Raw genomic sequence first — 13,368 nt, forward strand, 5'->3', positions numbered from 1 at the left:
CTGGAGGTGATTGAATGGTCATTCTTTTTATCGTACTAGGTATAGTTGTTGTTCTCGCTCTTTGGATAATAGGTGTTTACAACAACCTGGTCACCCTGAAGAAGAGAGTCGAGAATGCATGGTCTCAAATCGATGTGCAGCTCAAGAGAAGACATGACTTGATTCCAAACCTTGTAAATTCCGTAAAGGGATACATGAAATTCGAACAGGAAACGCTGGAGAAGGTTATGCAGGCCAGAGCACGCGCAGTATCGGCCCAGGGCGTGGGGGATAAGATAAAGGCCGAGCAGGAACTCGGCGGGGTGCTCGGAAGATTGCTCGCCATTGTCGAAAACTATCCCGATCTCAAGGCCAACACCAATGTCTCTCAACTCATGGAGGAACTGACCAGCACCGAGAACAAAATATCCTATGCCAGACAGTTCTATAACGATTCGGCGACTAAATTCAATACCAAGATCGAAATTTTCCCAAACAACATAGTGGTGGGTTTCTTCGGTGGCAAATTCGAAGCCTTCCCGCTTTTTGAAGTCACTGAAGGCGAGAGAGAAACTCCCAAAGTAGATCTTTCATTCTGAGGGATATGGCCTTTACAGTAGATTTCTACGAACAGGGCAGAAAAAACGTGAGAAAGACCATCGTTCTCGTGGTGGTCTTTCTCGTCATGATGGCAGCCTTTGGACTGATAATCGATATAATCTTCGGAATACTGCCGATCTTCACCCTGATATTTCTGGTGGTCGCTCTGGTACAACTTCTGATATCGTTGAGCTCGGGGAAGGAGATAGTTCTAAAGTCGGTTAGGGCAAGAGAAGCGCGGCAGGACGATCCTGAAGAGAGACAACTGAAAAACATAGTCGATGAGCTGTCTCTTGCGGCCGGGATGGCGAAGCCGCCGGAAGTGTACGTTGTTGACGACGATACGGTAATAAACGCCTTCGCGACCGGCAGAAAATCCGAAGATTCGGTTATCTGTGTCACGAGCGGTTTGTTGAAGCAGCTTGATCGCGAAGAGACGTCCGGGGTAATCGGCCACGAATTGAGTCATATCGTGAACAGGGATATTCTAATAATGACGCTGATTTCGGCGCTTCTGGGCGCTGTCGTGATAATCCAGCTGATGGCCTTTAGGGCTTTGATAGCCTATGTGAGGTTCGGCGCTTTCGGCGCGGCGACCAGATCGAGAAGGTCTTCAAAGAAAGGTGATAACTCTACGCTCGTGATACTGGCCTTCCTCGCGGCCGTTGCGGGATTGGGGGCCGTCTTTTCCTTCATCGGAAGGTTGTCGCTTCTGGCAGTCTCCAGAACAAGAGAGTACTTCGCCGATGCCAGAGCGGTGGAGCTGACCAGAAACCCGGTCGGACTTTCTAGGGCTCTCAGAAAGATAGTCACAAACTCGCAAAAAATGAAAACCGCCAACATCGCCACTGCCCATCTTTTCATATCCGACCCCCTTAAAAGGCACATAAACAACAAGAGCTCTTTCTTCGCATCCCTCTGGAGTACACACCCTCCGATCGCAATGAGAATCTCGATACTCGAGAACCGTTCGCTAAAGGAGGTGGAAAGCGAGCTCGCAAGTTACCTGTAGACCCAAAAACGAATTCACCTGTACAACGCAGATAAGGAAACCAATCTGTAACTTGACAGTGAAGGGAGGTACTGGTAGTATAGGAATTGCTGACGCGGAAAGGGAGCGAAGGCGAAGGTGGAAGGAAAGGGTCATTGAAAAATGGATAGCAATCCAGCGAGTTTCAAAGAATGAGTCATGGATGGAGGGTTTGATCCTGGCTCAGGGTGAACGCTGGCGGCGTGCTTGACACATGCAAGTCGAACGGTATGTGGCAACACATAGAGTGGCGAACGGGTGAGTAACACGTGGGAACGTATCTTTTGCAGGGGGATAACTGACCGAAAGGACAGCTAATACCGCATAAGTCCGGGAGGAGAAAGGTGCAACAGCATCGGCAGAAGAGCGGCCCGCGGTCCATCAGCTAGTTGGTGAGGTAAGGGCTTACCAAGGCGACGACGGATAGCCGGCGTGAGAGCGTGGCCGGCCACAAGGACACTGAGATACGGGTCCTACTCCTACGGGAGGCAGCAGTGCGGAATTTTAGATAATGGAGGGAACTCTGATCTAGCGACGCCGCGTGCAGGAAGAAGGTCTTCGGATTGTAAACTGCTGTGGTAAGGGAAAAATGCTATGTAGAGTGGAAAGCTACATAGAGGGATGGTACCTTACTAGAAAGCCCCGGCTAACTACGTGCCAGCAGCCGCGGTAATACGTAGGGGGCGAGCGTTACCCGGAATCACTGGGCGTAAAGGGAGCGTAGGTGGCCTAACATGTCAACTGTGAAAACCCGGAGCTCAACTCCGGACTTGCAGTTGAAACTGGTAGGCTTGAGGACGGTAGAGGAAGACGGAACTGCCAGTGTAGGGGTAAAATCCTTAGATATTGGCAGGAACGCCGGTGACGAAGGTGGTTTTCTGGGCCGGTTCTGACACTGATGCTCGAAAGCCAGGGGAGCGAACGGGATTAGATACCCCGGTAGTCCTGGCCCTAAACGATGTTCACTAGGTGTGGGGAGCGGAAAGCTCTCCGTGCTAAAGCTAACGCGATAAGTGAACCGCCTGGGGAGTACGCCCGCAAGGGTGAAACTCAAAGGAATTGACGGGGACCCGCACAAGCGGTGGAGCGTGTGGTTTAATTCGATGCTAAGCGAAGGACCTTACCAAGGTTTGACATGCTAATGGTAGTGAATTGAAAGAGGAACGACCACACTATGTGTGGAGTTAGCACAGGTGGTGCACGGCCGTCGTCAGCTCGTGTCGTGAGGTGTTGGGTTAAGTCCCGCAACGAGCGCAACCCCTGCTCTTAGTTACCAGCGGTAAGGCCGGGTACTCTAAGAGGACCGCCGCCGACGAGGCGGAGGAAGGGGGGGATGAAGTCAGGTATCGTGCCCCTTATATCTTGGGCGACACACGCGCTACAATGGGTTGGACAGAAGGGACCAAGACAGCGATGTGGAGGAAATCCTCAAACCAACCCCCAGTTCAGATTGCAGGCTGAAACCCGCCTGCATGAAGCCGGAATCGCTAGTAATCGCAGATCAGCCAAGCTGCGGTGAATACGTTCCCGGGTCTTGTACACACCGCCCGTCAAGCCACCCGAGTTGGTAACACCTGAAGATGAGTATCCTAACCGAAAGGAGGGAGCTTGTTTAGGGTGGGATTGGCAAGGGGGGCTAAGTCGTAACAAGGTAGCCCTACCGGAAGGTGGGGCTGGATCACCTCCTTTCTAAGGAGTTTATGGATTGCTATCCATCTTTGAGTTACTCTTCTGGTCATTGAAAAGTGCATAGGGAAGAAAGATAGGAGCGAGTTAAAGAAAGGTAAAGGTAGAAAGGGCTCACGGAGGATGCCTAGGTAGCGGGAGGCGAAGAAGGGCGTGGCCAGCTGCGAAAAGCCGCGTGTAGGTGCAAGCGACCGTAGAAGCGCGGATGCCCGAATGGGGAAACCCACCAGGTAGAGACACCTGGTATCCCGAAAGGGAAGCGAACCTTGCGAACTGAAACATCTTAGTAGCAAGAGGAAGAGAAATCGAAGAGATTCCCTGAGTAGCGGCGAGCGAAAGGGGAAGAGCCTAAACCGATGCAGTGTAAGCGTACGGGCGTTGCTGGATCGGGGTAGAGGGATATTGGCGGGCCTGACCGTACAGGGCCGGATGAAGCGAAGGGCTAGTCGAATTACCTTGGAAGGTAAACCGGAGAAGGTGAAAGTCCTGTAGGCGAAAGCTTAGAGCTAGTCTTGCTAATATCCCGAGTAACGCGGGGCACGAGGAATCCCGCGTGAATCTGGGGAGACCACTCTCTAAGGCTAAATACTACCTGCTGACCGATAGAGGAAAAGTACCGTGAGGGAAAGGTGAAAAGCACCCCGGGAGGGGAGTGAAAGAGTACCTGAAACCGTGAGTCTACAATAAGTGGGAGCACGAGAGTGCGACCGCGTGCCTTTTGATTAATGAGCCTGCGAGTTACCGTAACTGGCGAGGTTAATCCGAGAGAGGAGGAGCCGAAGGGAAACCGAGTCTTAACAGGGCGGGAGTCAGTTGCGATAGACCCGAAACCGGGTGAGCTATCCATGGGCAGGTTGAAGGTGGGGTAACACCCACTGGAGGACCGAACCAGTTAGCAGTAAAAAGCTATTGGATGACCTGTGGATAGGAGTGAAAAGCTAACCGAACTCGGTGATATCTGGTACTCCTCGAAACGTGTCTAAGCACGGCCTTGCATGGTTAGTGGAGGGGGTAGAGCACTGATTGGGCTAGGGGGGCGACCTCCGACCTCAGTCAAACTTCGAATACCTCTACTCAAAGTGCAGGAGACAGACTGCGAGCGATAAGGTCCGTAGTCGAGAGGGAAACAGCCCAGACCACCAGCTAAGGGCCCAGAGAGATAGCTAAGTGTTAAAGGAAGTGGAGAGTCAAAGACAGCTAGGATGTTGGCTTAGAAGCAGCCATCATTAAAAGAGTGCGTAACAGCTCACTAGTCGAGACTCACCGCGCCGAAGATGTAAGGGGGCTGAAGCTATCCTCCGAAGCTGTGGAACAGGAAACTGTTGGTAGAGGAGCATTGTGTAGTAGGGAGAAGGTAGACCCGTGAGGGCTGCTGGACGAGACACAAGAGAGAATGCAGGCATGAGTATACGAAAGGAGAGTGAGAATCTCTCCCCCCGAAAGCCTAAGGGTACCTGGGGAAGGTTCGTCCGCCCAGGGTTAGTCGATACCCTAAGGGGAACCCGAAAGGGGTAACCGATGGGAAACCGGTTAATATTCCGGTACTGGCGTAGCACGAGTTATGGGGTGTGACACAGGAGGATAGGCGTTGCGTACTAGTTGCATAGTGCGTCTAAGTTTCGAGTCCGATGATCGCGGCAGGGAAATCCACCGCGGGAGGGTGAGGGACGAATGGGAGTTTCTTCGGGAGCAACAACGTTGAGTTCATACTGTCGAGAAAAGCATCGCATAGCGTTGAGTGTTGAGCCAATCGTTCTGAAAACCGACACAGGTAGGCAAGCTGAGAAGGCTAAGGGGAGCGGGATAACTCCTGTTAAGGAACTAGGCAAATTAGCCCCGTAACTTAGGGAGAAGGGGTACTCTGGTTGGTTAATAGCTGACTGGAGTCGCAGTGACAAGGCAGCGGCGACTGTTTACCAAAAACACAGGGCTCTGCGAATTCGATAAGAAGACGTATAGGGTCTGACGCCTGCCCAGTGCTGGAAGGTTAAGGGGAAAGGTTAGCGCGAGCGAAGCTTTGAACCGAAGCCCCAGTAAACGGCGGCCGTAACTATAACGGTCCTAAGGTAGCGAAATTCCTTGTCGGGTAAGTTCCGACCTGCACGAATGGCGTAACGATCGCTGCACTGTCTCAACAGGAGACCCGGTGAAATTTCAGTCTGGGTGAAGATGCCCAGGACTCGCAACTAGACGGAAAGACCCCATGGAGCTTTACTGTAGCTTGGTATTGTGCTTTGTTGTATGGTGTACAGGATAGGTAGGAGGCGGAGAACCCGGTTCGCCAGGATCGGGGGAGCCAACGGTGGGATACTACCCTCTATACAACGGAGTACTAACTTGTGGATGTGGAAAGCATCGCAAGGACAGTGCTAAGTGGGCAGTTTGACTGGGGCGGTCGCCTCCCAAAGAGTAACGGAGGCGCGCTAAGGTTGGCTCAGGTTGGTTGGAAATCAACCATAGAGTGTAAGGGCAAAAGCCAGCTTGACTGTGAGACTGACAGGTCGAACAGGAGGGAAACCTGGCCCTAGTGACCCTGCGGCCCTGAGTGGAAAGGCCGTTGATCAGCGGATAAAAGCTACCCTGGGGATAACAGGCTTATACTGCCCGAGAGTTCACATCGACGGCAGTGTTTGGCACCTCGATGTCGGCTCATCGCATCCTGGGGCTGGAGCAGGTCCCAAGGGTTAGGCTGTTCGCCTATTAAAGCGGTACGTGAGCTGGGTTCAGAACGTCGTGAGACAGTTCGGTCCCTATCTGTTGCGAGCGTAGGAGACTTGAGAAGGGTAGCCCCTAGTACGAGAGGACCGGGGTTAGTGGACCTCTGGTGAATCAGTTGTCGTGCAAGCGGCAGTAGCTGAGTAGCTAAGTTCATGAGTGATAACCGCTGACAGCATCTAAGCGGGAAGCATGCTTCAAGACTAGGTCTCTCAGGATCGTTCGAGAAGAGGACGTAGATAGGCTGGAGATGTAAGCATCGTGAGGTGTTGAGTCGACCAGTACTAATCATCCGATTCCTTTACCTTTATTCCCTGTGCACTCTTGAGTGACTAGATATTCTGGGTGAAGATACCGGGGCGGGAAACACCCGGCTCCATACCGAACCCGGCAGTTAAGCCGCCTCGGGCCGATGGTAGTATGTGGGCAACTGCATGCGAGAGTAGGTATCGCCCAGATGTTTTCAAAAAGGAGAGTCTTTTGACTCTCCTTTTATTTTTGCTTTGCCGGAAATCTTCCCGTAAGTTCATCTGTTGTAAAAATCCCGCAGGTCCTCCAGGAGCTGCTTTTGAGCCTGTGGATTGAAGTAGATCATGTGTCCGCCGGGATAAACTTTGTGGGTTATATTTTTTTGCAGGGATTTGGGTATCTCCAGATGGTTCAGACTGTAAGCCACCGATTCGTAGGGACATTCCAGGTCGAATCTACCGCTGGCGACGAAAACTTTGAAGTACGGAGCCCTGATTATAGCCTGGGCGAGCGCCTTGCTGGCGTCGGGGTATCCCGTGTTTAGCGAGTCGGGACTCACTGGAGCCGGTCTGCCGCTCTCCCAGTTCCAGTTGAGATAGACCTCCGCGTTGCCGCTACGGTAGGGTAATGTAGTAAGATAGCCTAGCTCTCTCTTGAAATAGTCGTTGGCACATGTTTTTAGCTGACCTGAAAGAGCGAACATGGCTTCATCGTTCGAATCACCTACATAAGGGCCGAAAGCCGTTATTCTGGCATCGTACATACTCAAGGATCTTCCCTCTTCCTCCAGCAGGAGAGTGGCGAATTCCACGGCGTTAACCCTCAAATCTCTTTTATAAAGGACTTCGACGTCGATTCCTGTAAAATCGCCGAGCTTCGAAGCCGCCTCCCATTTTCTCTCCTCGGAAAGCCCGCTTCCTTTCCACAGTGAGACTATGTACTCCTCTTCCACCCACTTTCTGGATAAATCGATAGCTTTCTGAAGATCAGTCATGAGGTAAGCCGGCAACTTCCCGTGGTACCAGGCGGCCGCAGTATAGGTCGGGATCGATAACGCCAGCGCGGTGTCGTCCATTGAACTCCACTGAATCGTTCCGAGATCGAAGACCGGCGAGATGAAGATGATGCCCTCGGGGAAAACTCCAAGGTCCTGCAAATAGCTGGCCAGGTACGAACCACGAATACCTCCGTAACTCTCGCCGAGTATGTACACGGGAGAACGTCGCCGGCCGCTCCAGTCGAGGTAAGACTGAATGAAACCGGCAAAGACTGCCACGTCTTCCTTTACATCCCAGAAACGCTGTGGATCGATTCCGTCGGCAACTTCGCTGTATCCCGTACCAACGGGGTCAATAAACACCAAGTCGGTTACGTCCAGCAGAGTGTAGGGATTATCCACCAGACTGTACGGCGGCGCGGGGATCTCAGTGCCGTCACCGCTCCTGTCTACAACTCTGGGACCGAAGGCACCTAAATGGAGGAACATGGCTGCGACACCGGGACCGCCGTTGAAGGCGAAAGTCACGGGTCTTGAGGGGTCTTCTCTTTCCAGCAACCTTTCGTACGAGACGCTGAAGATCCGTACCATCTCTTTTCCATTCTGGTCTGCCACGGGGAGAAGTCCCGCCGTGACTGTGTATGTTATGTTCTCACCATCGATTACAACGGTGTTTGTTTTACTTACCTCGTTGATCTGCTCGGTGGATAGAGCTACAGAGAAAGCGACCAAAAACAGAAAGAAAACTAAGAACGTTCTTTTCCCGGCCATTCGAAACACCTCCTTTGTATTATTATAGTCTTCATGTCTTCTTGTAGTAGGTGTCTTCAAATGTACTGATGTGCAATCTGCGTATCAGATAGTCAACGTAATGGAGGTTACAGGTTAGAAAGTCTAGATCTTCACATCTTCACACCTTCACACCTCTCCCCTCCTACCTCTCACCTCGGATTTACCGAGAACCTGGACGCGCAGCGTCGGAACGATGAACGGTTCTTTTGCTCTTTCCAAGGACCGGGATCCACTCCTTAGAAACCCGTGATTCTGAGTCAAGCTCAGAATGACGAGAAGGGAGAAAGACTGTCATCCCGTGTCATCCCGTTAACCGCTCCCATCCTGTCATCCCGTAGTGCTCCTATACGGGATCCCGCTCTTACCGTTTTTCGCGAAGACCGGGATTCTGGCTAGGAACATGCCAGGATGACGTGAGGGGAGAGCCTGCCCTGAAATGCTCCTATTCAGGGTTCCTATTCAGGGTCATCCCGGACCCCGATCCGGGATCCACTCCTTAGAAAACCGTGATTCTAAGTCAAGCTCAGAATGACATCAAGTGAGTCCGGCATGACGTTAGGGGACTGTCATCCCGTGTCATCCCGTAGTGTTCTTATACGGGATCCCGCTCTTCTCGCTCGTCTCTAACCAGAGGTAAGAGGAATGAGGTCAGAGGTAAGAAGATCAAAATCTCGCTCTTCTCGCCTCACACCTCTACCCTCTCACCTCTGGTTCCGCTCTTTCGAAGGACGGAGATGCCGGATCAGGTCCGGCATGACGTGAGGGGACTGTCATCCCGTATCATCCCGTTAACCGCCCCCATCCTGTCATCCCGTAATGCTCCTATACGGGATCTCGCTCTTCTCACTCTTGCAAAGGACGGGTCCATGCTCTGGGGCACTGGACGCCTGACGGCCACTAATAATCCTCGTAACGTTCAGTCTTTGCCTGCGCTTATAGCAGAGACAGCCCCTTAAGAGATATGTTCAAAACCCACACGAGGAGCGTAACGAAGGCCAGTGAAAGCGAGGTCTTTACAACGCCCTGTCTGTAGAAATCGTTGGCGATCAGACCCGGTACCACCGTACCTATAACGGTCGAAAACAGTTCGAGAGGCAAATTCGGCACCAGAAGAGTATCGAGAGCCAGTTTCACGAAGACCCCCATCGTTATTCCCAGAGCGAGCCTTTTTCTACCGTAGAGTATCAGATACCGCTGGAGGAAGTTCAGAATGATGAACGTCAAAAGCCCCACGGCCCAGGTATAGACGAGCCGCAAAGGCTGATCTATGAATATGAAGAGATAAACCGGCGTTACGATGCCCCCTGCGGAGAGGCCCGTGATCCACCAGAAAAGCGTACTGATCACTACTCCTATCGAAAATATGGCCGGGTTCATTCGATCACCTCCAGATTGCTCAACCACTGTACCAGACCTCTTATATTGCCAAATCCGAAAACTATATCGTCCTTTTGCAGAAACTCCTCTATCGACTCGCAGTCTTTAACCTTCCTGTAACTGAGACCTTTGAACTTGTGCACAGGAATCGAACCCCTGATCATCAGATTGTCGAACTTTCTGGTGAAGGGCTCGAAAACCAGTGCCCTGTCGGGTCGATCGTCTCTGGAGTTGAAGAACCCCACTACTCTTCTGCCGGGGAAGTCCGCCAAGGTCTTCTCCAGAAGGTAGGTCGTGGAACGTATATCGTTGGCGGCGAAAGCATTCGCGAGAATCGCTCTGCCGTTACTGAGCTTCAGCCCGAGGTATCTGAACGTGCCAATGTCTGGCAGTACTCTCGCCATTCCTTCCATCGAAGCCTTTTCATTCAGCCCGAAAATCTCGATAACCCTCTCGATGAGCCGCAAATTGTCAGGATGCGGCGTGAAGGCCATTCCTTTGTCGGATATCGTTCCCTCTCCGACGCCGAGTAGCTGGCTTCCAACTTTTTCACAATGAGTTCTCATAATTTTCAGGGCACCATCGCCGAGATCGCCGACGAGGCACTTTTTGTTACCCGGCACGGAAAGCGAGAGTACCCCGGCTGTTGCTTCTTCGCTCGCCCCGATCTCTTCTATGTGGTCGGGATAAGCGTTTGTGATCACTGTGAGATCGGCGTCAAGTATCTTTCCACTGGTCAGTTGCATCTCGGGCCTGATCGCCATGCACTCTACGACGAGTGCATCGCATTTCAATCTTCCGGCCTGCTTAAGCGCCCTGTATTGCTCCTGTATATTTGCAGGACCTCTTCTCTTTATTTCACGATGACTGCCATCGGGCATTATCCAGAGTGGTACCGTACCGGTTGTCTTGGCCAGCACACGGTAACCGTTCCCTGACAACGCACCGTGGATCAGCCTGACAGTCTCGCTCTTTCCCCTGGTACCGTTGACCTGGACAACGATCTTCAGTCTCTTCCTCCGTCGTCTGAGGACCAGCTTCTCGACGACGAGAACCGTCAGCAATGAGAGGAACGCGACGAACGAAAGAATCAGGTTACTCATTTTTCACCGCCAGTTTGCCCGCGATAAGCGACAGGATCATTAATGCCAGGAAAAGCAGCGCCAGGGGTAGCGAGTAGCTATCGATATAATAAACACCGCTCTTTCCGGGTTCCGGGAGCGGCACAGGGTCGATCGGTATTCCATTTTTTAGGGCCAGATCGCGGATGTTGAGCAGGTGAATGAAGGGCACTCCGCGAGAGGCGTATTCAAAAATCAGACCCCTATCCTCGCCTGAGGGGATATTCTTGAGGGAAGTTATTAGCCCGTTCTCGAGACTGAGGGCCGCGGGACTCTCTCCGAAGTTCGGACTGGCGCCTCCGACGTTCACGAAGACTTTAGGAAGACCTCCTGCGTGTTCGGAGTAGATCTTAAACCTCGCGTCTATACTTTTCTGAAGCGTGTCTTCGTGTATGAAAGTCTTTCCGCTTGATAGAGCGATTTCCGTCATTTTCTCGACCGCCCCCGGGAAGAACATACCCCGGGCGTTGTCGTTGTTGCCGCCAAGAGAAACGGCTATTAGACTGTCACGCAGAAGACCTTTCTCAACGAGCCTTTGTAGCATCCTGATGAATGTGAAATCCGGATGAGTCGCCCCGTGCTCCGAGGCTCCGATCGAGTAGATCAGGAGAGGCTCCAGATTCATCACTTCACAGGCGCAGAGGGTAGCCAGCACCAGCGAAGGGAAAGAACCGCTCGCACCTATGGCCACCGGGTCTCCCTTCCTCAAACCCAGCTCCTTGAAGTACTTGACGAGCAGCGCGGCGAAATCCGGATTCGTCGATGTCCTCTTGGCCTGGAGATTTCCAAGCGTCGTAGTGAGCACGGTGAACTCGGGACCTATGAGTCCCGTGCCGTTGGGATCGAGAAGCGGGTCTATCTCTATACCGAGCGAAAGTCTATATGAAGAGATCTCTCGAGTGGCCTCCATCATCAAGCTGGCGGCCGCTAGCTGGGTGCTTATGAAAGGTGTCTCGCTTCTTTTCGCTGAAGAGGTGAGAAGAAAGAAGGAAATCAATCCTATTACGACTCCGACAGAGAGCCATTTCAAAGAAACTCCTGTCTTGTTCAATCCGGAAAGACTCACGAAAGAATGACTTTTCAAGATAACTCCCCTTTTAATTCAACTTACAGTCAGGACTCTTATTATCGCTATAAGCACTCCGGCGATTCCTTCGCCCCCAAGAAGACCCGAGGAAATCACGAGGCCTTTATCCTTCGACGACGGTCTGAACTTTCCGACCAGCAGGTTCAGCAGTCCGCCCAGAAAAGCCGCCGACGATATCTCCATCGGCAGGTATAGTCCGATCCCCAGAGTCATTCCGGGCAGCTTCAACAGGTAGATGATTATGCCCATCATAAGGCCGAAGAAGAAGGCCGTAGGATCCGGCAAACCGCCGACCATAGTAGATACGGCGAAAGCCTGGGGGGCGGGCAATTCCGTCCCCGGGCCGAAGGCGCCGTATGCTCTGAACATTATGAAAAGCACGACGACTGAAACGACGGCGCCGACTATACCTCCCACAGTTTCGGCGACGATCTGTGCCTTTGGGTCCGTTTTCAAAAGGTGCCCGGACTTGAAATCGTTCAATACGTCTCCGGCCAGCCCACAGGCCACCGCAACGACGCCGGCGATCATGAACGATTCAATGGTACCGGGTGTCGCCACGATTTTCACGGCCAGGAGGACGATGATACCGAAGATCTCCATCGGGTTTATTCCTGACTGGCCGGTTATAGAAGCTGCCATCGCCGTTGTCAGCCATACTCCGATGATGGTGAGCAACGCCGGGATCAGAGTCATCTCACTCAGCGTTGTCAGAAAAACCGCAACTGCGGCGAAGACAATGGGAATCCAGCCGGAAAGGGGGTTTTTCGCGTTTTTTTCCGGTCTGAAGATCGGACCGTAAATCTCTCTCGCTTTCGGCGCGATGCCCTTTAGCAGTATCCCTATACCCGTCCCAACCATCAGACCGATACCGAGACTGTCCTTGAAAGCTCTGGCCGCAGCGATATCTGCAAACCAGCCCAGTCCGACACCGACCGGTATTATAAAGAAGTAACTGAGAGCGGCGCCGAGAAACCATACGCCCGTGAAGAGCGGACCGATTATATAGCCAATCCCAACTGCCATCGGAGATATCCAGACGCCGAAAAAGATATTTCTCGCGTAAAGCCAGGCCGAGGACCAGGCTCCTGGAATCCAGCCAAACCAGTCTCTTATGGCGACGAAAATCGCCGCCACTCCCATGGTAGAGAAAAGGTATCTGGCTTTGCTGCCGCCTTCGTCGCCGGCGACGATCGTCTCGTATGAGGCGATTCCCATTGGAAATGGGAGTCTCTCCCTTTCTACGAAGTACTTTCTTATGAGTCCAGTGAAAATAACGCCGAGAACCGTTCCAGAGAGCGTCAAGACGAGGAGTGAAAGAAAACTCATACTGGCGTTCGCGTCGAGAATCCATATCCCCGGAACCGTGAAGGCCAGTCCACCGGCTACCATCGAACCTGCAGACATAGCCGTGTGCGTGACGTTTACCTCGTTGAGGTTCGTATTGCCCAGGGCTTTCAGTATCGCCAGAGACATAACGGCGACGAAAATCGTGGGCCATGGAAGGGCTCCCATCCGCAGGGCCACATACATAGAGCTGGTGGTTATCACGACCGAGCCGATGGCTCCGATTACGAGACTCCTGAGAGTCAGCTGTCTGTTGCCATCTTTCTCCAGAGAAACGTTCCCGCTCAAAGCAGTCTGCCTCCGTCCGTATCCTTATAATGACCAATTATACATTACCTCCGGAAAAGCTTCCCGGAGAATGAAGGTGACACATCTTCTCGCAACGAAC

7 protein-coding genes and 3 rRNA genes are annotated in these 13,368 nt (G+C 52.5%); 5 read left to right on the forward strand and 5 right to left on the reverse strand.

All coding sequences use genetic code 11. The annotated features are described in order from the left end of the window. Window positions 1–14 precede the first annotated feature (14 nt). The 5 genes from MESINF_RS05035 to rrf all read left to right on the forward strand — a co-directional run bounded on the left by MESINF_RS05035 (window position 15) and on the right by rrf (window position 6,468). Complete coding sequence (locus MESINF_RS05035) at window positions 15–578, forward strand: LemA family protein (RefSeq protein ID WP_169698822.1); 564 nt, start codon at window positions 15–17, stop codon at window positions 576–578. A gap of 5 nt (window positions 579–583) precedes the next feature. Further along, the gene (locus MESINF_RS05040; protein ID WP_169698823.1) at window positions 584–1,591 is read left to right on the forward strand and encodes a M48 family metallopeptidase; all 1,008 of its coding nucleotides are present in this window, start codon (window positions 584–586) and stop codon (window positions 1,589–1,591) included. Between the two features lie 178 nt (window positions 1,592–1,769). Then, window positions 1,770–3,298, forward strand: a 16S ribosomal RNA gene (locus tag MESINF_RS05045). Between the two features lie 93 nt (window positions 3,299–3,391). After that, window positions 3,392–6,318: ribosomal RNA gene (locus tag MESINF_RS05050) — 23S ribosomal RNA — on the forward strand. A gap of 33 nt (window positions 6,319–6,351) precedes the next feature. Then, window positions 6,352–6,468 (forward strand): 5S ribosomal RNA (gene rrf / locus MESINF_RS05055). Together the 16S, 23S and 5S rRNA genes form the textbook arrangement of a ribosomal RNA operon. Window positions 6,469–6,536: 68 nt before the next feature. On the opposite strand, the gene MESINF_RS05060 is transcribed toward rrf, so the two are convergent. The 5 genes from MESINF_RS05060 to MESINF_RS05080 all read right to left on the reverse strand — a co-directional run bounded on the left by MESINF_RS05060 (window position 6,537) and on the right by MESINF_RS05080 (window position 13,268). Further along, the gene (locus MESINF_RS05060) at window positions 6,537–8,027 is read right to left on the reverse strand and encodes a S10 family peptidase (RefSeq protein WP_169698824.1); all 1,491 of its coding nucleotides are present in this window, start codon (window positions 8,025–8,027) and stop codon (window positions 6,537–6,539) included. Window positions 8,028–8,981: 954 nt separating this feature from the next. Continuing rightward, window positions 8,982–9,425 carry a poly-gamma-glutamate biosynthesis protein PgsC/CapC gene (locus MESINF_RS05065; protein WP_169698825.1) on the reverse strand — a complete coding sequence of 148 codons (444 nt, stop codon included), beginning with the start codon at window positions 9,423–9,425 and terminating at the stop codon, window positions 8,982–8,984. Further along, complete coding sequence (gene pgsB, locus MESINF_RS05070; protein WP_169698826.1) at window positions 9,422–10,528, reverse strand: poly-gamma-glutamate synthase PgsB; 1,107 nt, start codon at window positions 10,526–10,528, stop codon at window positions 9,422–9,424. Before pgsB ends, MESINF_RS05065 begins: the two co-directional genes overlap by 4 nt. Then, window positions 10,521–11,630, reverse strand: coding sequence for a poly-gamma-glutamate system protein (pgsW, locus tag MESINF_RS05075; RefSeq protein ID WP_169698827.1), 1,110 nt, complete (start codon window positions 11,628–11,630; stop codon window positions 10,521–10,523). The genes pgsB and pgsW overlap by 8 nt, the downstream gene beginning before the upstream one ends. Before the next feature lie 18 nt (window positions 11,631–11,648). Next, window positions 11,649–13,268 carry an OPT/YSL family transporter gene (locus MESINF_RS05080; RefSeq protein WP_169698828.1) on the reverse strand — a complete coding sequence of 540 codons (1,620 nt, stop codon included), beginning with the start codon at window positions 13,266–13,268 and terminating at the stop codon, window positions 11,649–11,651. Between the last annotated feature and the right edge of the window lie 100 nt (window positions 13,269–13,368).

The organism is Mesotoga infera (assembly GCF_900157305.1).
In the GTDB taxonomy this organism is placed as follows: domain Bacteria; phylum Thermotogota; class Thermotogae; order Petrotogales; family Kosmotogaceae; genus Mesotoga; species Mesotoga infera.